This is a genomic window from Marinobacter sp. PE14 (assembly GCF_053566155.1).
In genome coordinates, this window is the sequence record NZ_JBQXNY010000001.1 from 761,640 (window position 1) to 785,615 (window position 23,976).

Consider the following 23,976-nt stretch of genomic DNA (forward strand, 5'->3'; position numbering starts at 1 on the left):
CGTCAAAATTTTGCAGCCCACCCCTCAATTGGTTTAACCTTCTTATCATACTAAAGGCGTACCCGATGTCGGTCGCCACCTAAGAGTCAGTGCAAGATCCACTTTTCCGGCGGTGCAAGGCAGTGCGAGCCGGAGCTAAATGGGGCAGTGCGTGAAACCATTCAATGATGGCTGTGCAGCCAACGACGAATTCCAGTCAGCGAACAGTGGTCTTCAACGGGGTGAGTTAATCAGGGACCTGCTCAGACAACGGGTTCATATTCCCCCGGTTCCCTCCGATTCAATGGTTAGGCCAAAGCTCGATACCAGGATTTCCGAAGCACTGACTTCCAGAGGGGTTCTTTTTTTGGAGGCGCCCTGTGGTTACGGCAAATCCCACGCGGTGGTCAGCGCCCTGGTCAGCGCCCAAATGGCTGCCGATCAAGTACGCTGGATTACGCTGAACTCCCAGGACAATGCGCCATCCCGTTTCCTGACCTTGCTTGCCATTGCCCTGGATCTACCCGAAACCCCGGATCAGGGGCTCCAGAGCGGCGCCACCTTCTCGGATACCCTTTCGATGATGCAGGTCGCTTTGGCGCGCGAGGATTCTGGTCACCCACGGGTATTGGTGCTGGACAACCTCCAGAATCTCAGCAACCCCGCCGTAGTGGACCTGCTTCAACAACTGGTAATGAAATTCCCGGCCGGTTCCTCCATCGTTCTCATTTCCCGTAAGGCACTGCCTTTCGAAACACACAGCCTCGAGCTGGAAAACCGATTCACCCGCCTCGGGTCTGAAACGCTCGAGTTTTCCCGTTCAGAAACCTTCGAGTTTTTCCGTTCCGCCACGGCAAAAAGCGAACTCACCAGTGTTGCTGTCGACAATCTCTATTATATGACCGAGGGATGGGCGACCCCGTTGGCCCTGTATCGCCGGGAGGTTGCTCAGAATATTGAGCGCAAACCGATTCAGGAAACACCAAGCGTTGAGAGGTTCCTGAAGGAATCGGTGCTTGGCAATCTGACCCCGGGGCAGATGCGGTCCATGCGGGGTATTGCCGAGCTTGAACTGTGCTCCGATGAACTGTTCCTCGCGCTGGAGCCGCTCCTGCCTGAAACCGGCTTTGTTCCCTCTCAGGCTGCCGAGCGGGGGCTGCCCCTAAAGCCGATGCCGGGTCGTGGTCGCTGGTTCCGGATAAATCCGCTGTTGCAGGAATGGCTGAAGTCGCCCGTAATGGCCGGGTATTCGGAGCGGATGTTGCAGGCGAGTCGATGGTTTGGCGTGCGCGACCAGTTCCCGGAAGCACTGAAATACGCGCTACTGTCTGGAGATGCCGAGGAAGTCATCCGCATCGCCTCTGAGGGATCAGAGGCTTTGCTCTTGGGTCAGGATACCGCATCGCTCCTGCGCCTTCGCAAGAGCTTGCCGGCCCAGCTCCTGGAACGAAGCGTGCGTCTCAGAATTGTCTATAGCTGGGTTCATGCAATTGGCGGCCAGTTCCGCCAGGCTCGGGCCCTGATTGACGGTCTGGCCGAGACTGACCGAAAGGAGCAGGCTGCACGGATTTGTGCCTTGAAAGCCTTTATCCTGCGGGGCGAGGGCAGTGTTGGGCCGGCTTTGGAAATGGCTGATCAGGCTCTGGCTGACGGGGAACTCAGCACTCAGGGCCAGCTTGTGACGCAGATGGTCCGTTCCAGTGCATTGTGCGCGGCGGGTCGATTCCCGGAGGCTCGGGAAGCAAACCGTGCCGCGTCGAGACTCGCAAGGGAAGCGGGCGATTCCGGTTCGGAAGCTCTGGCGGTTTATGCCCATGCCCGGATCGAACTGGGCAAAGGCGCCCTGAAGCATGCAGAGCAATTGTTGCGCACCGGTCTCGATACCGCCATGCAGGAACTCTCGCGTCCCGCACGGATTGGTGAAACCCGCCTGCAGCTGAATCTGGTGCTGGTGCTCTGGCATCAGGGCCGTGAAGCCGAAGCAGATCGCCTGTTGGTCACCTGCGGGCGCCATGCTGAACAGACCAGGGATCTTGGTCTGCTGCTGGCGATGACCATTCGTGTCTTGATGTGTCGGACCCAGGGTCGACTTGAGGATGCGTTTGTCTGGATTGGTCGGGCCGAGCGTACCATGCATTCCTGGCAAGTCGACGAATCACTGTTCGTGCCGGTTCTCGAGGCCCTGAAAGCCAACTGTTGGTTGTGCCAGAACCAGATCGATAGTGCCGATCAGGCGGTTCGAAAACTTGCTCCCTACAGGGAAGCCGGCTGCGTGCCGGAGCTCTTCCCCATGATGCCGGGCTTGCTGGACTGCCTTCAGGTTCGGGTCGACCTGGCCCGCGGTGACCTGATAAAAGCCCGGGAAACCCTCCTGGGTATCCGTGAACGGTATGAGGGGGCCATTCCATGGGGCGTGGAGCTCCACATGCGCTTGCTTGAGGCAGTGATCGTTCTCGATGAAAAGGGACCGGTAGTTGCCTTGAAGGTTCTGTCTACCGTCGTCAATGAGGCTGCTGCAGAGCACTTCATCAGTCCTTTCCGGGAGCTCAGGAATGAGTTGCAGGAGCTAATGAGGAAGGGCTTTGGTCAGTTCCCCGAAAGTGCGTTCAAAGAAGCGCTGGGCGAGGTGTTTGAGCTCCGTGAGGTCGCGGGTACCTTGGACACCCTGGCGGAACCCATCAGTGAGCGGGAGCAGGGCGTGCTTGAGCTGATTGCAAAAGGGCTTTCAAACCAGGAAATAGCTGACAAGCTGCACATTTCCCTGCACACGGTGAAAACCCACGCGCGCAGAATCAATGCCAAGCTGGAAGTGAAATCCCGAACCCAGGCTATTGTCCGGGCCCGGGAGCTTGGGCTGCTTTGAGCTCATCGATTCGCGCATCTTTTTCGGCCCAGAGCTCACTCACCCAGCGTTGGAACGCAATCCGGGTTTCCCGGTTGTTTTCGTAATCCATTCCCAGAAACTCGCCTGGAATTTCCCGCGTCCGAACGTCAATAACAATCCTTCGGATGCGCCCGCAAAGGTAATCCCAAAAGCCGGCCCTGCCTTCCGGATACACGATCGTGACATCCAGCATGGTGTGGATCATTTCGCCCATAGCGCCCAGTACAAAAGCCGTTCCTCCTGCTCTTGGTTTCAAGAGGTGCTTGTAGGGTGAATTCTGGCGATCATGCTTCTCAGGTGTAAACCGGGTGCCTTCCATGAAGTTAAAGATCGTCACCGGGGTGTAGCGAAACTTCTCGCAGGCAGCCTGGGTGGCCTCCACATCCTTGCCCTTCAGCTCCGGGCGTTTGGCGATCTGCTCCTTGGTATGGCGGTGCATAAAGGGAAAATCCAGCGCCCACCAGGCAACCCCGAGCAACGGCACCCAGATCAGTTGTCGCTTCAGGAAGAACTTCAGCAGGGGGATTCGGCTGTTCAGCACATACTGAATGGCGGGAATGTCGGCCCAGCTCTGGTGGTTGCAGGTGACAAAATACCAGTGCTCCCGGCTGAGGTTCTCCACGCCCCTCACATCCCAGTCGACCTTGTGCAGAAGATCCATCAACAGGTTGTTGAAGCCAATCCAGACCCACGCGATGGTGTTGAGGATCACCGTGCAGCCCTTACGTACGGCGGTAATGGGCAGAACGAGTTTAAGCAGGGCGACTGCGAGGAGAAACGGAATCAGTACCAACGTGTTACACAGGATGAACAGGGCCGCTAAAGTCCCCTTCAGCGGCGCGGGGAGAAAATTGAGCATGGGGTAGGGTCTCTAACCTTCAGCCGGATTGGTTTTCAGTGATGATTGGCGGGGAAGTAAACCGGTTTCCGCTTCGGTGGAGGCCAGCTGTTCAAGGCTGCCGGGCTCGAGGTTTCGAACCACGCTGCGGAAATCGTCGTCGTAAAATTCCAGGTTGTTGTAGTGAATCATTGCCCGGATCTCTTCAATGTATTCTTCTCCGCGCTCGGAGTAGCCGAGCAGACCCTCTGCAAGCTCCAGGCCTGAGAGAGGGGCGTTGTCACGGCGGTCTCTGAGACGGACATCCCGCAACAATTGATAGGTTGGGTGGCGATTCAGGTTCTGGATGTACGCACGAACCGACCGATAGGGTGAGGAGAACTTGGCCACCTCATGGCTCGCGCCCTCGGCCCGGCTGCGGGGCACAAGCCCGCAGCCTTGGGAAAAGCACCACTGGCCGAAAAGGTTATTACCTTTCGTGGCAAACCGTGAGGTGCCCCAGGCGGATTCGTTGGCGGCCTGTGCCAGGATCAGAGACGGAGGAATCACATCCAGGCGTTTGCGCAGCAGGGCAAACTGCTCGTCGCTCCCGGGTTCGGCGTCGACCCTCAACCGCTCGGATTGCTGGTTCAGCCAGTTGTACTCCTTGCTGGTCAGGGTTTCCTTGCCGGCAAGGCTGTCCAGGTAGTCGCGCTCAATCAGAATCCGTGAGTTGGCCAGAACAATCCTTGGGTAGAGAAACGAGAAGAAAGCGGCCTTTTTCTCCGTGGTGTCCTGATACTCAGAAAAATCCGGCAGGTCGTCATTGGCCCAAGTGGGCAGCGGAGGCAGAGAGGACAGTGCGGGTTCGGAGCCTGTGTTATCGGAGTTGATCCGGTTATTACTGGCCTGTGGCGTATAAAAGCCCCCGCCGATCGCAAACGCAATCAAGGGGATGATCAGTATGGCGGCCCGTTTACCCGCAGACATAAAACCTCTCGTTTCAATCGATATAGCAATGATTATAACAGGTTATACGAGAGCGTTTGCCAGTTGGGTTTTGTCGGATGCCAATGCCGTCAGGGCAGTCGTGTTGCAACCAGCAAGCCGATCTGTTCCTCACCACTCTCTGTGGTTCGGAAACGCAAATAGAACTGGTCCTGACTGGCGGTGTGAAAACCCTCAAGTACAAGGTTGCCGGCGGTGAACTGCACCCTCCCGTCGCCTAGTTGGCTGAACGCCAGGTCGATGTCCGCCAGGCTCTCCAGCGCCGGTTTCGTCACGGTCTCGTTATCAACGGAATGGGTGCTGGTCAGCGAAATCGGCGAGAGTGTTGCCGAGCTTGAGGATTCGATGGTCAGCAGGGCATTGTCAAAATGTCGGAGGCGGTTCGTCTGCGATGTCAGGGCCAGGGCCAAGCCCTGAAGCCTGAACTGTCCCGCAGCCGGTGCGGTGTTCGCGGTTTGTTCCGCGGCAATCAGGATACCGTCGCCCAAGGGACTATCATCCAGGTTGAATGCCATCAGGGTGCCATCCGGGGTGCTGGCACCGACACCGATATCGGGCCGCTGGAAATCACCGGAAGCGGTGGTTATGTCAAGGTTCAGGCGGCCGATATCCACATCCCCTGTGCTAAGCCGCGAGGTTCGGTTGCTCAGGCTCCAGGATTCTGTTCGGGTACCGGTGGAGTCCGTCGAGACAGTGCCTGAACTGTCTCGCTGTAATGACGTAAAGTTCTGGGATTGGTTAACCGTGCCGCCAGTAATCTGCCATTGGCCAACGCCTGCTTCAATAGTGAGAGGCGTTGCCTCATCGCTGAATCGGGTTCCAAGGTACAGCATGTTGTAGCCGCGGCCATTCAGACTGTCTGCGTCGAACCCCTCCTTCCTGAGGAGGTTGACCTCAAGAACCGACAGATACTGATCCTCCAGAGTGCCCAGCCGCCGCAACTGGTCGCCGTCTGCTTCCAGCTCGATAGCCTTGCCAGCGCTGAAATAGCCGCTGATCACCCGGTCCGGCCCCGTGGTTTCATCCACAGGCGCGCTGGTGAAGGCGTCCAGATAGTAGGGATTGCGAGTCCAGCCAATAATTTTTGAACTGCCCCGGCCGGTAATGCTCTGATACAGCGCCCGGCCTGCCAGCAGGCGAGTGTCTTCCAGCAGCGTGGCTGCTCCAGGGGATGATGAGTGGGTATTCCGCTCCCAGTATTCGGAGCCCCGCACGAAGAAGTCGTTACCCTCCTGATGAATCAGAGCCTCGCGATCGTATGGGATATCGTTGGCCAGAGAGGTCACGCGGATGTTGAACGCATCAAAGCTGGTCAGGGTCAGAGCCGGATAAACATAGCCGGTGCCATTATCATCGGTAAGCACCTCTTCCTGGGCCGTTCGAACACCCCATTGTCCGGACCCGCTCAGGGTCGACTCCAGAAAGGTCTGCCCCAACTCAATGCCCAGGAATACGGAATTGTAGTCTGCGGAACTGGCGCTGATCTTGCCCGAGGAGGTCTCATCGAGCACCGCGTAGTCGGCCATGGCGCTCACGTAACGGGCAAAGTCTCCCCGATCTTCCAAAATATCCAGGGCACCGCTCAGGCCAACATTGGACGGGATATCAATTTCAAAGTCGTGCACCTGATCAGCGAGGGTTGACCACACATACTTGTTCAGGCACAGCTCGCCACCTTCATCGGCAACGCAATCCATAATGGTCTGGAACTCGCCTGCCGTGTAGCTGCTGAGCGTGTTACGCACCAGATACTCGGCAAAAGGATTTACCTTCACATCCCGATCCGCATCAGCGGCCAGGGCACGCATGCGGGTGTTGCCGTAACTGGTATCGATAATCACATCCGGCCCAAGGGGCAGGCCCTCGGTGAATTCGATAATGGTGAAACCTTCGCTGTCGGTGCGGCTGGAAATGGGAGGCTCACCCAGGTTCTGCAGGGCCGGGTTGGTGTAGTAAACACTCACCCTGTCCGGTTGCACGATTCTCAGGTTACGGCGGGTAGGCTCGCCCTCGCTGGTGACACCGCCCGGCACTTCCATGGTTACCCGGACTTCATTACTGGCCAGGCCGCCGCTGTTCGAGGAATCGCCGGTGCTGCCCGAACTGAAATCATCGACCGGGTTCTTGTTTCCCGCGAAGTCATTGGGCTGGCTGGCCGCGCCCGCAATGGCATCTTCGCCACTTCCGCATCCCGCGGTGAGCACTAGAGTAGAGGAGAGGAGTAAACCGAGTGTGAATCGCATGCCTGGCTATCCGTGCAGAAAATACAGGTAGACAGTCTAACAGTCGGATTCTCGGGAAAGCGTGAGGAAAAGCACGAAAGAGTCAGGGAAGGAAAGCGAAACGGGCCCGGAAAATGGGCCCGTTCCAGATCAGGCATTAATCAGAAGAAAATCTTCATGCCCGCCATAACGCCCTCATCGAGATTGAGGTCTCGTGAGGAATTCTCGATTTCGGTGTTCAGGTAACGGTAGCCGGCGAAAATCTCCGCGTTGCGGATCACGCGATAGCTGCCACGAAGCTCCAGGCTGGTCATGTCATCGGAATCGCCGAATGAGAGAATGCTGGGCGCGTAATGCAGGCCGCCGGTGAACGACAAGCCCGGCACGTTCGGAATGTTGACGGTTGCGAAACCACCGAGACCGAGAGCTCCACCATCTGCACGGCTCTGATCCCAGAAGATGCCACGCATACCGATGCCGGCGGTGGTCGGCAGGTTACCGATAGCAGTGCGACCCTGGGCATGGAAATCGGCGTTGAAAATATCGCGGCCACCTTCGTGGTAGGTATAACCGGTGCCAACCTGGATATCGTTGTTGGTGCCGAAGAAATTCACCTGGCCCTTCACCGAGTCGTTGGTGAGGCTAAGGTCGACGTCACCCGCAAAGGCAGGCGCGGCAGCCAGTGAGAGAACCATCAGGGAAATCCGGGACGCTTTCATAGTTTTGCACCTTCGTAAGTTATTAGCTGGATTGGCGGTATGGTAACGGGGCGCCCGGAAGCACTCAACTTAAATGCCAGTAAGTCCCCGTTAACTTTCATTTTTCGCAGATCAGTGCCGGGTGGTCTCGCCGCCCTGGTCCAGATCCTCCGGTGATGCGTTCTCTGCGGGTACCCGGTATTCCTCGTTGGCCCAGGCCCCCAGATCGATCAGTTTGCAACGCTCGGAACAGAAAGGGCGCCAGGGGTTGGTCTCGGTCCATTCCACCGACTTTTTACAGGTTGGGCATTCAACGTTCATGGTTGCCTTCGGGTATTGGAAACGTGTCTGGATGTCTGTGCCCGTATTTCGGTAAGCAGTTCTCAGGAGGCAGCAGACGCCTGACAATATTGTTCCAGTACTGCCCGCAACATTTCAATATTGACAGGCTTGGCAACAAAAGAATCCATACCGCATCGGCGGCAGCGTTCCTCGTCTTCTTCCATGGCGCTTGCGGTGAGGGCGACCACGGGGATGCGCAGGCGGTTGTGGGTTTTCTCCCATTCCCGCAGGCGCCGGGTGGCTTCAAAGCCATCCACGCGGGGCATCACACAATCCATGAACACCAGATCGAACGGATGCCATTGCCAAAGGCTGGCCGCAGCCTCGCCATCGTTGGCGGTCATCACGTCACAGCCCAGCTTCTCCAGCAGCCGACGGGTCAGGGTGCGGTTCACGGGATTGTCTTCCACCAGCAACACCCTCATGCGGCCGCAGGGAAGCTCCCGGTGCCGGGCGGTATCGGTGGTAGCCTGAAGCGAGAATCGGGTCAGGAAACGCCGTTCTTCTTTGGCGGCATCGGCAAACAACTGGTTGAGGATGGGCGTCAGGCAGGACTCTCGTAGAGATTTGCTCAGGAAGGCATCGGCGCCGGCCTGGCGGAAATGTTCGGCATCGCCCCGTTGGGGGTTGGACGACAGGATCAGAAGGCGCATATCCGACCAAAGCGGATTGCTCCGTATCTGTCTGCATAGCAGGTCGCTGTCCATATCCGGCACAAAACCATCCAGAATAATGGCATCGAAAGGCTGCTGGCCATCGAACGCCGTACGCAGGGACGTGAGTGCCTCGCCAGCGGATTTCACCGCTTCAATGTGCACCTCGTGGCGGGACAGCATCTCCAGCGTGATCTTGCGGGAGAGCTCATAGGAATCCACCACCAGAATCCGGCGGTGTTTCACCATCCGGGTATCTGGCCGAACCCGGGCTGCGTTCTCCGGGGCCACGGGCAGAGTCAGTTCCATCCAGAAGGTCGAGCCTTCACCGGGGCGGCTTTCCAAATCCATGGATCCGTCCATCAGGCCTACCAGTTGACGGCAGATGGTAAGGCCAAGGCCTGCGCCGGGCAGTTGACGCTGGAACTGTTGGCCAAGCTGCACGTAGGGTTCATAAACCAGGGGAACATCTTCCGGGTTGATGCCCACGCCGGTGTCTTCCACGGCAATGCGCAGGCGAGCCTTATCGTCCCGACGGCCCAACAACTCGATACTGATCAGCACATGGCCAGAATCGGTAAACTTGATGGCATTGGACGTAAGGTTCAACAATATCTGGCGAATGCGAACCGGGTCACCCTTCAGGGCCCAGGGCAGATTTTCGTCAATCCGAAGCTCCAGTGCGAGGCCTTTCTCCCGGGCGCGAGAGCCGAGCATGTGCACCAGATCATTGAGGGTTTCCCGAAGGTCAAAGGGAATGTCGTCCAGCACCAGCTTGCCCGCTTCCATGCTGGAAATATCCAGCAGGTCGTTGATGATGGCAGAGAGGCTTTCCGAGGCGCTCAGCAAGGTCAGGACGTATTCCCGCTGCTCCTGATCCAGGGGTGTATCGGTAAGCAGGTTGGCGTAGCCCAGCACCGATTGCAGTGGAATGCGCAGTTCGTGGCTCACATTCGCCAGAAACTGGTTCTTGGCGTGATTGGCCCGCACCGCCTCGTCCCGCTCACCCTGGGACTGGATCGTGGTCTGGCGCAGGGAACGGGTGTCCTCAAGAATTTGCAGGCGCATCTTGTTCAGGGCCTGCTCCAGTTCGGAGAGTTCGTCCGGCGTCTTGCGGGGTTTGCGCTTGAGCTTCAGCGGGTCTACCAGCGCGTCCAGGTTCAGACGGGCGGCGTAATCGGCCATGGATTCCAGATGTCGGGACAGCGTCAAACGAACGATCACCAGCAAGCCAAGGGTGCCCAGCATGACAACAATTGATTGAAACAGCAGGTTCAGGAGCGCGCGGTTACGTAGGTCTGTGTAAATCTGGTCAATGGAGGAGGTAACGGTGAGCGTGCCGACATTTTCGGGGCTGCGGTTGTTGGAGCGGTCGAATATTAGTGGAAAGGTCTGCGAAATGACCCGACCCTCAGGGTAAGTACCGGTGCTGAAGGTTTCGCCGGTGCTGGTCACCACCCGACCGTACTGGACAGCGGGCACTGCCTGCATATCATCCAGGCTGTTAGCCACCTCGCTGAAATTCATCAGCCAGATGTTGTTGCTCATACTCCCGGAGACCAACTCGGCGGCTCGTGTCTGGTCATTCAACAGATCGTTCTTGCGCCGCTCGAACTCTCCGATTAGCTGAACGCCCGTTGCCACCAGAGACAGAAACAGGCTGAACAGTAATACGTAGGCGAGCAACCTTGCCGCCAATGGCCGTATTCCCAATCGTTTGAAGAACCGCTTTGAAGGCAAGGCACATATTCCCTGTGTCGACTACAAAATCACCAAAAGCAGTTTAACAGACCGTCAGCACTTCGACACGTTTCCGTGAATGATCATTCACGAATCGGAATCGGACGTTCAGATCGTACAGATGCGCGCCGTAAATGCGCTCTTCATCCCGCCCTCTGCGAAACGAGGGGCGTGGATCGTAAGCGACCACATCCTCGATCAGCGGGCGCAGTTCCGGATAGTCTTCCGATGAAAGCTGACGGATCTGCGCCTCCGCTTCCGGCAGAAAAACCACCTCCAGCCGTTCCGTTGGCGGAGAATCTGCCCAGCCCAGGGTGGCCTCAGGCACGGAATCGGCGAAGGGAAGGTAGGGTTTGATATCGAGAATCGGTGTGCCTTCGATCAGGTCATGATCGCTGATGCGGAGGATGAGCTGGCCATCTTTTCGCACCAATCCCTCATTGCGAACGACCGACAGGCCGAGGCTGTTTGGGCGAAACGGAGAACGGCTGGCAAACACGCCCATTTTTCGGTTGCCGCCCAGGCGGGGAGGGCGCACCACTGGCCGCCATTCAGCGCGCACCGCTTCGTGAAACTGGAAGGTCAGCCACAGGTGGCTGGCGGTCTCCAGTCCTCGGAAGGCATCTTCCCGGTCAAACGGTGGCTGGATGATCAGGTCGGCCCGGGCATGTCGGGTCAGACCTGGCTGGCGCGGTACCCCGAACTTGTCCTGGAAGCAGGAGCGTGTAATGGCAATCGGCGTGAGGGTAAGGGCCTCGGTCGCGGGCTTCGAGGGGTGTCTTGGCATTACAAACGATCATCCTCAATAATACCGGAGAAAAACATCTCCACACGGAACACCACAGAAGCCCGGTCTTTGAAGCTTTCCTCCCGTGGGAATTCCAGCGCGGGGATCAGCTCCGCGTATAGCCAGTTGCTGTGGAGTCGGTAGCGAAAGGTAAGATCTGTAAACGCGGAGGTGGTGCGCCAGGAAGGTTTGCTTTCCCCCAGCAGGCCCAGCCTCGGTGTTACGATTAGGCGGTTATTCATGCGCTTACGCATGCTGAATATCTGGCCCGCCACAAATTCCTTGTCGTTGTGCACCCATTCCAGTTCGGAGGACGACTGGAAATACCAACCATCCCCGACCGGGCGGCCTGCGCCAATCCAGGTTCGCTCTCCCCAACCGTCCTGATGAAAATAATAAAACCGTTGCTGAGCGTTCAGCACCCACTTGTCGTCCAGGCGCCAGCGCTTCTCGGCCGTTGCCCTCCAAAACGCATCCGGAGGGAGCCGAAGGCGCACACCCACATCATTGGAGAAATTGATGGCATCGCCAATCTGGGTCAGATAGCGCAGGGCGCCCGTGGCTTCCGTATCGGAACGCTCCGGCTCAGTAAGCTGGCGGTCCCGCTGGCGCTCCCCGAGAGGAATCAGGTCTTCGCTCTCGCTTTCGATAACCAGGCGCAGTTTCCGACGGGTGGTGGGAATATCCAGCCGGAATCGAGCCTCCGGCTCAAACTGTGCCGGGTCGCCGTACTCGGATTCCGTCGCAAAGCCAACTCGCAGATAGCTCTCATTGTTGGGCAGGCTTTGGGCGCTGCCGGACAAGGTACGGTCTGCCCATTGGCCAACAGACTGGATCTTCTGCCCGTGAAGGCGCTCCTGCCGTAGCACCCAATTGCTGAACTTGAGCCAGTAGGAATCCCGTGGATCCGCCCAGTATTCGTCCGGCTCAAACGTATAGAACCCAATCGGGAGCTCAGCCGGAGACAGCATCTCAGCCACTGAACGTTCCCGAACCTCAAACACCGGCTCGATGCTGTAGCTTGGAGAAGAGACCGTGAGAGAAAGTGCAGCCGCAAGGCCTGCAATACGATAGCGGGAAAACCAGTCAGTCAAAGTCCACCAGCAACCTTTCATGCAGCTCCCGCACCTGACGCGATACATCATCCAGAGGGCGGTCATTATCAATCACCTCATCCGCCCGCGCCAGCCGATCCTCGCGTGACATCTGAGCCGCGATGATCCGCTCAACTTGCTCCCGGGAATTGGTGTCACGGGCCATGGTGCGTTCGAGTTGAACGTCCTTGGGTACGTCAATCACGATAATGCGGTCAACCAGTTCGTGCTGGTCGGTCTCTAGAAGGAGAGGGGAGACCAGAAGCACGTAGGGAAGCTGGTAGTTTTCCGGGTTCAGCTGCCGGATCAATTCCTCGCGGATGATCGGATGCAACAGCGACTCCAGCCAAACCCGCTCTTCCGGCTCCTGAAAGACAATTGCGCGAAGCTGTGAACGATCCAGAGCGCCGTCGGAAGTGAGAATCTTCTCCCCAAAGTGCTTTGCAATCTCAGCAAGCGCTGGTGTACCCGGCTCGACCACTTCGCGGGCAACATCATCGGCGTCCACCCAGTGCACGCCAAGTTCGCCGAAAAGGCGAGCGACCGTGGATTTCCCGGAACCAATGCCGCCGGTCAGGCCAGCAATCTTCATGAGTCAGACTCCCAGGAATCCGTACCAGAACGCCTGAATCTCAGTCCCGAACCACAAACAGAGCAGCCCGGCAGTCGCCAGATAGGGCCCGAACGGAATCGGCACCTCGCGCCCATGCTGCTTGAACACCATCAGGCTGATACCCACGACGGCGCCAACCACCGAGGAAAGCAAGATAACCGCTGGCAACAACTGCCACCCCAGCCAGGCGCCGAGTGCGGCAAGCAGCTTGAAGTCTCCATGCCCCATGCCTTCCTTGCCGGTTACCAGCTTGAACAACCAGTAGACGGACCACAGAGCCAGATAACCGACCACTGCCCCCCAGAATGCGCTGTTAAAATCGGTCAGCACGCCAAAGTAGTTCAGCACTAGGCCAAGCCACATCAGTGGAAGGGTAATACTGTCTGGCAGTAATTGAGTGTCGAAATCAATTACCGTCAAAGCCACCAGAGCCCAAACCAACAAAAGGGCCCAAAGCGCCGACTCGTTCGGCCCGATGACAGCAATGGTCACCACCGAGAAAATCGCGGTGACTGCCTCAATGATCGGGTAGCGGGGCGAAATGGACGCCTTGCACGAAGCGCATTTGCCTCGAAGAGCCAGCCAGCTGACGACTGGAATATTCTCCCAGGCCCGAATGCCATGGCCGCAGGAAGGGCAAGTGGAAGCCGGCTTGGCTAGGGTAATCCGGTCTTCCTCCTTGCGCTGTTTTTCAGGCAGTTCCAGGAACTCCTCGCACTGGCAGCGCCAGTCCTGGTGCATCATTTTGGGCAGTCTCAGAATGACAACATTCAGGAAACTGCCCATGCAGAGGGATACAAGAATAACCGACAGGTAAAGTAGCCAGGGGGTGCCAAGCAACGTTTCAAGATCAAGCACTTAGCCAACCACCTTACCCATCTGGAAGATCGGAAGGTACATAGCGATGATCAGGCCACCCACCAGCACGCCCAGAACCGACATGATCAAAGGTTCCATAAGGGACGAAAGGTTATCAACCAGATCGTCAACTACCGCTTCGTAGTGATCGGCAACCTTGGAGAGCATCTCGTCGAGGTTACCGGATTCTTCACCGATGGCAGTCAACTGAACAGCCATTACCGGGAAGATGTCTGCATTGCGCATGGCCGCCTGCAACTGGGTACCGCTTGCGACTTCATCTTTAATGTTGTTGATCCCATCCCGATAGACCGCGTTGCCTGTTGCATTAGCCACAGATTCGAGCGCGTCTACCAAAGGCACCCCGGCGGCAAATGTCGTTGACAGAACTCGCCCGAACCTGGCAACCGCCGACTTATCGAGAACCTCGCCAATAACCGGAATTTTCAGTGTGTACTTATCAACCGCATCTGAGAACTTCTTCGACCTGTACTTTGCTTCCTTGAAAAGGAAAAAGAAGCCAACAATTCCCAGTAGTACAATAAACCACCATTTCTGCATCCATTCTGAAAGGTTTACCACCATCTGTGTGAAAACCGGAAGGTCTGCTCCAAAGCCAGTAAACAGAGCCTCAAACTGCGGAACAACTTTCACAAGCAAAATTGCAGTAACGATGATTGCGACAACGACAACGGCTGCAGGGTAGGTCATAGCCTTTTTGACCTTTTTCTTCAGCAACTCGCTCTTTTCCAGATAGGTAGCAATTCGATCAAGCATCTGCTCAAGCGCACCCGCTTTTTCACCGGAATCCACAAGGCTGCAGTAGAGATCGTTAAAATGCCGAGGGTGCTTCCGAAGCGCACCCGCAAAACTGGTGCCTGCAGCTATGTCATTCCTGATATTCAGAACCAGCTCCTGAAGCCCCTTGTTCTCCTGTCCGTCCGCGACGATGTCAAAGCTCTGAACGAGGGGGACGCCTGCCTTCATCATGGTGGCTAGCTGGCGGGTGAGCATTGCAATGTCGAAGGGGGTGATCTTCTTACTGCCGCCGAACAGTGGTTTTGACTTTTTCTTCACCTTGCTCGGCACAATGCCCTGTTTGCGAAGCTGAGCTTTCACTAGTGCGAGGTTGGTGCCGGAAACTTCACCGGTCGTCTTATTACCTTTTCGGTCTTTGCCTTCCCAAACGAATGCCTGGAGCTTTTGTGCTTTCTCTGCCATGTCTAGTCCTTCGTCACGCGATTGGCTTCCTCAAGACTGGTCACACCCTGAATCACTTTCAGAAGCGCTGCCTGCCGTAGATTTCGGAAACCCTCGGCCTGAGCCTGTTTTGCAATTTTGATGGAGCTGGCCTCTTCCATAATCATGTTAGCCAGCTCGTCGGTAATCTTGACCACCTCGTAAATACCGACGCGGCCTTTATATCCTCCATTGCATTTATCACAGCCCTTTGGGCGGTACAACGTGAAGCCTGTATCAATTTGTTCCTGTGTGAACCCCTCCGCCAAAAGCACGTCTTTGGGGACATCCGCGGCCTGTTTGCAGCTGTTGCACAGCCGCCTTCCCAGTCGTTGAGCAATAATTACACTCACGGAGGTTGCGATGTTGAACGACGGAACGCCCATGTTCATCATCCGAGTGAGCGTTTCGGCAGCGCTGTTGGTGTGCAGGGTGGAAAGAACCAAGTGGCCCGTTTGGGCCGCCTTGATGGCGATGTTCGCCGTCTCCAGGTCACGGATCTCACCCACCATGATAACGTCGGGGTCCTGACGAAGGAACGCCCGGAGCGCTTCCGCGAAGCCAAGCCCTACTCTGGTGTTCACGTTAACCTGGTTGATACCTTCGAGGTTAATCTCGGCTGGGTCCTCGGCAGTAGAAATATTCCTTTCGGCAGTGTTCAGGATGTTCAGGCCGGTATAGAGAGAAACCGTTTTACCGGAGCCGGTTGGCCCGGTTACCAAAATCATACCTTGGGGTTGTTCGAGGGCCTCAAGGTAAATCTGCTTCTGGTCTTCCTCATAACCAAGAACGTCAATGCCCAGCTTGGCCTGGCTCGGATCCAGTATCCGCAATACGATCTTTTCACCCCATAGGGTGGGTAGTGTGTTCACCCGGAAGTCGATGGCCTTGGTTTTGGACAGTTTCATCTTTATCCGGCCATCCTGAGGCACACGCCGCTCGGATATGTCCAGCTGAGCCATGATTTTTACGCGGGCAGAAATCTTCGGCGCCAACTTTATGGAAGGTCGTGACACTTCCTTCAAGATACCGTCCGTGCGGTAGCGAACCCGGTAGACCTTTTCATAAGGTTCAAAGTGAACATCCGATGCGCCACCGCGAATCGCATCCAGCAGCATTTTGTTCACGTACTTAACGATGGGTGCGTCGTCCACTTCACTGGCAGTAACGGCATTTTCGTCTTCCTGTTCGCCACCCTCGGTTTCCACACCTTCCAGGTCTGCGTCCTCAAGGTTCCCCATGGAGGTGTCCTGGGATTCCAGGTACTTCTCAATGGAGTCCCGAAGTTTAGCGTCATCTACCAGTATTGCATCGGTACTCAGGCCGGTATTGAACTTGAATTCATCAAGTGCCTGAATGTTGGTCGGGTCAGAAACAGCGATAAACAGCCGGTTGCCACGCTTGTAGATTGGCAGCGCGTTGTGTTTACGGATCAGCTTCTCGTCGACGACCTTCTCGGGAATCATCTCCGTGGAAAAAGCGGAGAGGTCCAGAACCGAGACCCCGAACTCCATGGCTGCGGAGAAAGCCAGCCCGCTGCTATCTGCCAACTGGTTCTGAACAAGATAGGTGATCAGGGGGATTCTGTTATGGGAGGCCTGGAGAAAGGCATCTTTCGCAGTTGCCTCGTCCAGAAGTCCGTCATCCACAAAGCGTCTGGCCAAGCCTGTGAGGGTAACTTTGCTGCTGTCAGTTGCCATAGGAACGTTCAAGAGTGTCTTATAAGTTGCTGAAACGGCGTTCAGAGTGATTAAAGCAGAGTTTAGATGCACAGGATGTCTTTGGAAAGCATGCATGTAATTAACCTGCAGCTGACAAAATTTGTCACCGAGTGACCAATTGCGACTAGGCAAACGGAAGTGGCGCTTCTATGTTGGTGTGATGTTTGTTGCCTACGGGATTGTATTTAAAGTGAAAAATTCCGGTGCTTAAAGATTGGCACGGTGTCTGCTTGTTACATGGCAGGCCGCTCTGCGTCCAGGGCGAGACTGACCATCTTTCGGAGATAAAATATGAAAACAGTTCAGAAGGGTTTCACTCTTATCGAACTGATGATCGTTGTAGCGATCATCGGTATCCTTGCAGCGGTAGCGATTCCTGCCTATCAGGAATATGTGCGCACCTCCCAGGGTGGCGCTACCATGAAGGGTGTTACTCCGTACGTTTCCAAGGCGCAGGTTTGTGTTCAAACTGGCATTGACTGTACCAACCTGAATAGCGAAATTGGTGCGGAAGATGCGATGGCTGGCTCCGCCACAACCTTCGACATTAACACTGGCGGTGATCTGGTCTGGACCAACGAGGGTTGCGCGCTGACCGCTACGATCGGGACTACCGGTGGCGTTACCTACAGCATGGCCGGTGTTGCCCCGGTCACGACAGCGCAGTGTGAAGAAGGTGCTGGCCTCGATAGCTAAGGTCGGCTGACGGATGCGATAGAAAATCGCAAAGAGTCAAGGTTGTAAAAAACCCCTGTGATAACACAGGGGTTTTTTTATTTGGGAGCAATGTATATGATCCTGGTTGCCTCTAGCCTCCTACTGGTCGGGTTTTCTCTGTTTTCAGGCCTTATACCGGCTGGCGCTGGCAATTATGCTGAGCAGCGTTTTCTCCTGTGTTTAGTGATCTGGCTGGCAGTTTGCCTTTGTCTTGCCAAGATCGTCGCCCATCGCCACCAGACCGCGAGGATTGGGTGGCTGCCCTGGTTGCTTCCTTTCATTCTTGTGTTCCTGTCCGGTGAACTCTACCCAGCGGTTTACCACGTCGAGCCCCTGATGTTCGCCTTCTTATTTCTGGGCTGTTGCCTGTTCAGCGGCCACCTGTCTGAGTCGGGAAGTCTTTGGCAGCACTCGGGTAGAATTCTCACAGTTATTGCGTTCCTTGCGCTGATCTATGGATTCATTGCGCTCATGAACTACGGTCTTGCACTACGTGATGGCAATACGGATATCGACACAACGGTGACATGGGGTTTCCCTAATATCAGGTATTGGAGCCATCTGGCCACATGGTTGATTCCGCTGATTGCTGCTGCGCAGCGTTCCGGAAGCCTGTCGACGTTGCCTGTTGTCCGGGGGATGTTTGTGCTTGCCGGATCGCTGTGGTGGTGGATGCTATTTTCTACATCCGCCAGAGGGTCTGCCCTCGGGCTTCTGGTTGGATCGCTGATCGTAGCTGTGCTTTTCAAACGGCATACACTGGGCTGGCTGCGTTCGCTTGGTATCCAACTGCTAGGTGGTGGGACTCTGTGGCTGGTATTGACCGTGCTTCTCCCCTGGTTCTTTTTTGGGGCTGCCGACCTACGAGAAATTGATGCTGACTCGGCTGGCCGGATGCCTCTTTGGCGGGAAGCCTGGGAAATGAGCCTGGTTAATTTCCCGTTTGGGTTGGGCCCTCAGTCATGGCTGACGCATTCCATCATTAGCGATGCATACGCCAACTCAAAATCCTACGGTCATCCGCATAATATGTATTTACTATGGGCTGCCGAATACGGATGGATCAGTCTCGCGGCTCTGGCTATCGCGGTCGCAGGCATTATGAGGTCATTGCTGGTTCGCAGTTCGACCTACGTCGAAAAAGGCCGGAATGCCACGGTTATGGCTGGGTTTACCGCATCGGTCGTGGCTGCCGGTGTGCATAGTGGCTTTTCGGCAGTGTTTATGGCGCCGGCATCCATGCTCACAGGATTTCTGGTTCTAACCTTGTTCCTGGCCTTGCTCCAGGCGCCGCTACAGGGTGACTCTCCGCGCTCGTCTGTTCCAGCTCGCCCAATGGTCCGGTTATCAGCGGGGCTCGCGTTACTGGTAGTGTTGGCTGTTGGTCCCCTGTGGATGCAGGAGGTCTGGCGCTACTATCAAGACAACATGGAAGACCGATTGACCTATAAGGGCCAAGGATCGATCTATTCACCCCGATTTTGGTCACATGGTGACTTTCCTCGACAGCAAGTTGCAGACTGATGTAGCGCAACCGTACTGTTTTTACTGCAAAAAGCTAATTGGCGCGGAGTTTGCAGCATTCACTTTAGTCCTGATCTGAAGTGGAGTAGTTCCTGCTCATGAACAAACACCGTGGTTTTACCCTGATCGAACTGATGATCGTGGTCGCGATTATTGGCATCCTGGCGGCGGTTGCAATACCTGCGTACCAGACCTATGTGGCAAGCGCACATGGCGGTGCGGCGATGAAGTCGGCGACGCCCTTTGTGATTAAATTGCAGGTGTGCACCCAAACAGGCAACGGTTGCCAAACGTTGAACTCGGAGATCGCAGCGGAGGCAGACCTGAGCATCGCGCCGAGTGCAGCGGTTGGCACAACCTCTGCCATCACCATGATAAATGAAGGTTGTAACCTTGTTGCGACTGTTGAAGACACCGGCACCGTTAACTATGTAATGACTGGGGTAGCACCTATTACCGATGAACAGTGCCAGGTTGGCGCTGGTCTTGATTCTTGACTACTGAGGGATTTATTGACGGAATGGAGTATCGCAGCAGTAGGAAAACAATAAGCGTACTATTGCTGCTCTTTATGCTGGTGCCCTCGGCTTTGTTGGTGAAGGTTTGGCCGATAGCGGCTGCGTTTTCCGACGGGCTCGCCTTGTTGATGGGAGGCCTGCTGGGTAGCGTCATGCTGTTGCGCTCAGACGCCAGCCGTTTCGCACTATCGCCGGCCTTAGGATTGCTTCTCCTTTTTATTCTGGCGCTGGGGTTATCCATTGCGGTTAACGGCTATGCTGTCTCCGCAGCCTGGCACTGGTACCTCATTTTCCTTGGCTTTTCGGCGCTGTTTCTCTTCGGTATGACTGAGGCCCTTGAGCAGTTAGGTACCGATCAATTTGTCGCGCTGTTAATGCGCGTTCTCTGGTACGGTGCAACCTTCTACGCCATTTTCAGCTTGCTACGATATTACGGCGCCCTCCAGGGAGTGATCCCCTCGCTTAAGCCGGCCGAGGAGCGTATGGGGGGTATGTGGACTCAAGCCAACCTGAATAACATCACCTTGTGGCTAGGCCTGCTGGCGGCAGTTTTCTGCTGCAGTTGGCAGCAACAACGCTGGAAGCTGGCAGGCTCGGTACTCTTGTTTGGTTGGGGTATTGCCTGCTCCGCTTCGCGCGTGTCGTGGTTGTTTACGGCAGGTCTTTTGTTGTGGGTGATTTGCGCGAGCCTGCCACCTTTTCGCTTGTCCGAAACCTTGCCCAAAAGAAAATTATTGGCGGGTTCGGTGCTCGCTGTTGTGGCTTTGCTTGTTTTAACCCCATTTGTTAACGCGCCCCTCAACCAATGGCTGACGGAGCAGGGAATTGTAAACCGGAGCACCACTCAAGCCTTGCTGGAGCGGGATGCGTTGAACGACAAGTTCCGGTCATCGGAGTGGCAGAAAGCGGCTTCAGCCGTGCCGGAAATGTCGGTAAAAGAACTGCTGGTGGGCGTTGGCCCAGGGCAATACGCTCGCTTTTCTTCAGAAAACGATCATAGGGTCTCGGTTGAGTCATTGGATAATGGCACTTGGGGTAATGCTCACAATATCTTCATCATGCTCTTTATTGAGACCGGTTTTATCGGGTTGGCGGTTTTTCTGGCCATACTTGTCTCGATTGGATGGCAGGTACTAAAGCGCCCTGTAGATACCAACAGGTTGTTCTTGGCGGGAGCCGTAGGCCTGCTCCTGATACATAGTAACCTTGAATTTCCGCTTTGGTATGCCTGGTTCTTAATGCTGTTCGGGCTTTTGTTATTGCCTCTCTATGAGAACCGTCTGCTCGAAAACGACAGCTCGCGAACCAAACCCTTCGTGGGTGGGGTGTGTCTCCTGATTACCCTGATAATGTTTATCAGCGTGGGCACCAGTTACGCTTCGTTCGCGCGTATTGCTTTGAAGGAAGACCATGACATTGATGACTTCATGCAGATAATGGTTTTGAGCGAGCATGGCTTACTTGGCCCCTACACATCACTCTGGCGCTATCGAGAGTTCGCTCCTGTTACCGTAGATCTGGAAGGTCAACTGGACGAAGTCGAACGGGTTGCCCACTGGCAGGCACGTGACCTTGTAATGCTGCGCCAATACTCGCTATATCTGATGGCCGATAGACTGGAAGATGCTTGTAATGTAGCGACACAAACGGCTCGCCGATATCCTGGTTCGGCGCCTTTCATGATCGACCACGTTCGGGAGAAAGGGCTGGCTGCGACATCAGATCTGCCGAAGCTTCAGGCGTGCATCAAGGAAGGGCTTTCCATTCGGGGTAAGACCCTGACCGGAGTCAGGATCGAGAATGCCAAGGAAGCGATGGCTGAGAGGCTGAGGGCAACCCAGCCTTAAACCTCCACCTCCTCGAACAACTCCGGCACCTCAACATCCCAGCCAAATTTCTCGCGAATCCGTTTCCGCATGACGTCACTCGCAACCATCTCCCCGTGAGTGACGTAAACCTTCTCGGGCTTTAATGAGCCCTGCTCCAGCCACGCCAGGATCTCGTTGTAATCCCCGTGCGCGGATAGCGAGTCCAGGTTATGAATCTCAGCCTTCACCGGCCAGTACTCACCATGAATCTTCACCGATTCTGCACCATTCACCAATGCATCCCCGCGAGTACCCGGTGCCTGAAAGCCAGCAAAAACCACACTGTTGCGGGGATTGGGTAGTAGCGTTTTCAGGTGGTGTAGTACCCGTCCACCACTGGCCATTCCACTGGCGGAAATAATCACGCAGGGGTAGCGCACTGCATCCAGCTCAATGGATTCCTCCACCTTGCGCACAAAATTGGTTTTCTCATCAATCAGCTCGCACTGCGCCGCACTGAGTTTGTGTTCTTTGTGATGCTTGCAGAAGATCTCTGTGGCTTTGATTGCCATGGGGCTGTTCAGGAACACAGGCAGTTTGGGGATTTTCCCTTCGCCCATTATCTTGTGAATCACGTACAACAGCATTTGCGCGCGCCCCACCGCAAACGCCGGTAAAAGCACGATGCCGCCACGACCAGCCGTTTTGGTGATGATTTCTGCGAGCTCGGCCTCCGGATCCGTCTCACCGTGGGCGCGATCTCCATAGGTGGATTCACACAACAGCACATCCGCTTTTTGAAGCGGCTCAGGTGGGCGCATGATGATGTCGTTCTGCCGCCCCACGTCACCACTGAACACAACCGTTCGGTCGGCACCTTTGTGATGAACATGCACGCAGGAAGAGCCCAGAATGTGCCCCGCCGGGGTAAACGTTACCTGGAATCCTTTCACCGGCTCGAACGTTTCATGGTAGTGCAGGGATTCGAAATGCTTGAGTGCTTCCCAGGCGTCTTTCTCGGTAAACAACGGTTCCGGGTTTTCGTGCTTGGAGAATTTCTTGCGGAAGGCGTACTTGGCGTCTTCTTCCTGTAAAAAGCCGGCATCTGGCAGCAGAACCTTGCATAGTTCGTGGGTCGCCTTGGTGCAGTAGACCTTGCCTTTAAATCCGTTCTTCACCAGGGCAGGCAGGTAGCCGGAATGGTCAATGTGGGCATGGGTGAGCACCACCGCATCAATGGTGGACGGATCCACCGGAAACTTCGCCCAGTTGCGCTTGCGCAGGGTTTTCACGCCCTGGTACATGCCGCAGTCCACCAGTACCCGGTGCTTGTCGTCGGAGAGCAGGTAGCGCGAGCCGGTAACGGTTCCTGTGCCGCCAAGGAAGCGAAGTTTCATAAGGGCATCCTTCTCGTTCTTTATTTAAGGAGTGTTACTATGGCCTATCATAGTTCATAACGAATTGACCTGAAGCAGGAAGCGAATCACATGCATTACAGCTCGATCCTCCCGGATGTCATCAAAGTGGCCGACCAGGCCAGCGAGAGAGTGCTGCATATTTATCAATCCGACTTCAAGGTGAACTATAAGGAAGACCATTCGCCCATCACCGCTGCCGACACTGCCGCCCACGACATCATCACTCACGGCCTGCGCAGCATCAGCCGGGATATCCCAATCCTCTCCGAAGAAGGCAAGGACATTCCCTGGGAAGAGCGCAAACACTGGCGGCGCTTCTGGCTGGTGGACCCCGTGGATGGCACAAAGGATTTTACCCAGCGCACTGGCGAGTTCACGGTAAATATCGCCATGATCGAAGATGGCCAGCCAGTGATGGGCGTCGTCATCGCGCCTGCCCTGAAAGAGGCTTTCTGGGGAATCGTGGGAGAAGGCGCCCATATGCGGGACCGCACGGGCAAAGTTCACCGGATCCGGGTGACGGAACCCAAAGCGGTAAAGCGTGTAGTGGCAAGCAAAAACCACCTGAACGAGGAAACGAAAGCTTTCATTACGGAAAAGCTCGGTGACCATGAGCTGGTTCAGGCCGGCAGTTCTCTCAAGTTCTGCCGTATCGCCGAAGGCCATGCCGACGCCTATCCCCGCCTGGGGCCTACCTGTGAGTGGGACACCGGTGCTGCGCAGGCCGTTTTGATGGCGGCTGGCGGAAAAGTGGAAACGCTGGATGGCAAGCCGTTGAAATACGGTAAACAAGATGTGTTAAATCCGTATTTCATCGCTACAGGAAGCTGGTATATTCCCGAGCCATGACATGGTACGCACTCCAACACAAACCCGCCCAGGGTGACCGCGCCCTGACGCACCTCCAGAATCAGGACATTGCCTGCTTCTACCCGAAAATCACAGTAGAGAAGATCAAAGCCGGCAAGCGCACCAAAAAACTGGAGCCCTTGTTCCCCGGTTATCTCTTCGTGAATTTGGAACAAACTGATCCTATGTGGGCAAAGCTGCGCTCTACTCGCGGTGTGTTGAGGGTTGTGGGTTTTGCCAACAAGCCTGCGGCCATCGGTGACGATGTGATCCAGCATATAAAGGATAGTCTCGATTCCGTAGCAGAGCAGGGCGGCATCAAGCCTGGGCAGTCGGTTCACCTGAGTGAAGGTCCGTTTGAAGGCATCAACGCAATTTTTCAGGCCTACGACGGCGAAGAACGGGCTGTTGTGCTTATTAACTTTATGCAGATGCAGCAGAGAGTGAAAGTTCCAGTATCTGCTATAAGGAAATAGTAGAGTGGGCT

20 protein-coding genes are annotated in these 23,976 nt (G+C 55.7%); 7 read left to right on the top strand and 13 right to left on the bottom strand.

Annotated elements, in window-relative coordinates:
- Positions 1-139: 139 nt before the first annotated feature.
- Positions 140-2,842 (top strand): LuxR C-terminal-related transcriptional regulator, encoded by a 2,703-nt coding sequence (locus tag ACWJ62_RS03680; RefSeq protein ID WP_449284963.1) that lies wholly within the window; start codon positions 140-142, stop codon positions 2,840-2,842.
- Here the strand turns inward: ACWJ62_RS03680 and ACWJ62_RS03685 are convergent.
- The 12 genes from ACWJ62_RS03685 to pilB all read right to left on the bottom strand — a co-directional run bounded on the left by ACWJ62_RS03685 (position 2,808) and on the right by pilB (position 16,634).
- Positions 2,808-3,722, bottom strand: coding sequence for an acyltransferase (locus tag ACWJ62_RS03685; RefSeq protein ID WP_449284964.1), 915 nt, complete (start codon positions 3,720-3,722; stop codon positions 2,808-2,810). The genes ACWJ62_RS03680 and ACWJ62_RS03685 overlap by 35 nt on opposite strands.
- 12 nt (positions 3,723-3,734) lie before the next feature.
- Positions 3,735-4,670: a glucosaminidase domain-containing protein gene (locus ACWJ62_RS03690; RefSeq protein WP_449284965.1), complete on the bottom strand. Its 936-nt coding sequence runs from the start codon at positions 4,668-4,670 to the stop codon at positions 3,735-3,737.
- A gap of 89 nt (positions 4,671-4,759) precedes the next feature.
- Positions 4,760-6,931, bottom strand: a complete 2,172-nt coding sequence (locus ACWJ62_RS03695; RefSeq protein ID WP_449284966.1) for a hypothetical protein — start codon at positions 6,929-6,931, stop codon at positions 4,760-4,762.
- A 140-nt stretch (positions 6,932-7,071) separates the two neighbouring features.
- On the bottom strand, positions 7,072-7,629 hold the full coding sequence (locus ACWJ62_RS03700) for a YfaZ family outer membrane protein (RefSeq protein WP_449284967.1): 558 nt from the start codon (positions 7,627-7,629) through the stop codon (positions 7,072-7,074).
- A gap of 111 nt (positions 7,630-7,740) precedes the next feature.
- On the bottom strand, positions 7,741-7,929 hold the full coding sequence (gene yacG / locus ACWJ62_RS03705) for a DNA gyrase inhibitor YacG (protein ID WP_008170214.1): 189 nt from the start codon (positions 7,927-7,929) through the stop codon (positions 7,741-7,743).
- A 62-nt stretch (positions 7,930-7,991) separates the two neighbouring features.
- Positions 7,992-10,343 carry a response regulator gene (locus ACWJ62_RS03710; protein WP_449284968.1) on the bottom strand — a complete coding sequence of 784 codons (2,352 nt, stop codon included), beginning with the start codon at positions 10,341-10,343 and terminating at the stop codon, positions 7,992-7,994.
- 43 nt (positions 10,344-10,386) lie between these two features.
- On the bottom strand, positions 10,387-11,130 hold the full coding sequence (gene tsaA, locus ACWJ62_RS03715) for a tRNA (N6-threonylcarbamoyladenosine(37)-N6)-methyltransferase TrmO (protein ID WP_449284969.1): 744 nt from the start codon (positions 11,128-11,130) through the stop codon (positions 10,387-10,389).
- The gene (locus ACWJ62_RS03720) at positions 11,130-12,224 is read right to left on the bottom strand and encodes a hypothetical protein (protein ID WP_449285350.1); all 1,095 of its coding nucleotides are present in this window, start codon (positions 12,222-12,224) and stop codon (positions 11,130-11,132) included. Before ACWJ62_RS03720 ends, tsaA begins: the two co-directional genes overlap by 1 nt.
- Complete coding sequence (gene coaE / locus ACWJ62_RS03725) at positions 12,217-12,816, bottom strand: dephospho-CoA kinase (RefSeq protein WP_449284970.1); 600 nt, start codon at positions 12,814-12,816, stop codon at positions 12,217-12,219. Before coaE ends, ACWJ62_RS03720 begins: the two co-directional genes overlap by 8 nt.
- Before the next feature lie 3 nt (positions 12,817-12,819).
- The gene (locus ACWJ62_RS03730; RefSeq protein WP_449284971.1) at positions 12,820-13,695 is read right to left on the bottom strand and encodes a prepilin peptidase; all 876 of its coding nucleotides are present in this window, start codon (positions 13,693-13,695) and stop codon (positions 12,820-12,822) included.
- A complete protein-coding gene (locus ACWJ62_RS03735; RefSeq protein ID WP_449284972.1) occupies positions 13,696-14,916 on the bottom strand; it encodes a type II secretion system F family protein in 1,221 nt (406 codons plus the stop codon).
- A gap of 2 nt (positions 14,917-14,918) precedes the next feature.
- Positions 14,919-16,634, bottom strand: coding sequence for a type IV-A pilus assembly ATPase PilB (gene pilB / locus ACWJ62_RS03740; protein WP_449284973.1), 1,716 nt, complete (start codon positions 16,632-16,634; stop codon positions 14,919-14,921).
- 312 nt (positions 16,635-16,946) lie between these two features.
- Between pilB and ACWJ62_RS03745 the strand changes: the two genes are divergently transcribed.
- The 4 genes from ACWJ62_RS03745 to ACWJ62_RS03760 all read left to right on the top strand — a co-directional run bounded on the left by ACWJ62_RS03745 (position 16,947) and on the right by ACWJ62_RS03760 (position 21,261).
- A complete protein-coding gene (locus tag ACWJ62_RS03745) occupies positions 16,947-17,351 on the top strand; it encodes a pilin (RefSeq protein ID WP_449284974.1) in 405 nt (134 codons plus the stop codon).
- 96 nt (positions 17,352-17,447) lie between these two features.
- Positions 17,448-18,896, top strand: a complete 1,449-nt coding sequence (locus tag ACWJ62_RS03750) for an O-antigen ligase family protein (RefSeq protein WP_449284975.1) — start codon at positions 17,448-17,450, stop codon at positions 18,894-18,896.
- Positions 18,897-18,994: 98 nt separating this feature from the next.
- Positions 18,995-19,393 carry a pilin gene (locus tag ACWJ62_RS03755; RefSeq protein WP_449284976.1) on the top strand — a complete coding sequence of 133 codons (399 nt, stop codon included), beginning with the start codon at positions 18,995-18,997 and terminating at the stop codon, positions 19,391-19,393.
- A 23-nt stretch (positions 19,394-19,416) separates the two neighbouring features.
- Positions 19,417-21,261, top strand: coding sequence for a Wzy polymerase domain-containing protein (locus ACWJ62_RS03760; RefSeq protein ID WP_449284977.1), 1,845 nt, complete (start codon positions 19,417-19,419; stop codon positions 21,259-21,261).
- On the opposite strand, the gene ACWJ62_RS03765 is transcribed toward ACWJ62_RS03760, so the two are convergent.
- A complete protein-coding gene (locus ACWJ62_RS03765; RefSeq protein ID WP_449284978.1) occupies positions 21,258-22,619 on the bottom strand; it encodes an MBL fold metallo-hydrolase in 1,362 nt (453 codons plus the stop codon). The genes ACWJ62_RS03760 and ACWJ62_RS03765 overlap by 4 nt on opposite strands.
- Positions 22,620-22,709: 90 nt before the next feature.
- On the opposite strand from ACWJ62_RS03765, the gene cysQ reads away from it, so the two are divergent.
- Positions 22,710-23,489: a 3'(2'),5'-bisphosphate nucleotidase CysQ gene (gene cysQ / locus ACWJ62_RS03770; RefSeq protein WP_449284979.1), complete on the top strand. Its 780-nt coding sequence runs from the start codon at positions 22,710-22,712 to the stop codon at positions 23,487-23,489.
- Positions 23,486-23,965 carry a transcription/translation regulatory transformer protein RfaH gene (gene rfaH / locus ACWJ62_RS03775; RefSeq protein WP_449284980.1) on the top strand — a complete coding sequence of 160 codons (480 nt, stop codon included), beginning with the start codon at positions 23,486-23,488 and terminating at the stop codon, positions 23,963-23,965. The genes cysQ and rfaH overlap by 4 nt, the downstream gene beginning before the upstream one ends.
- Positions 23,966-23,976 lie beyond the last annotated feature (11 nt).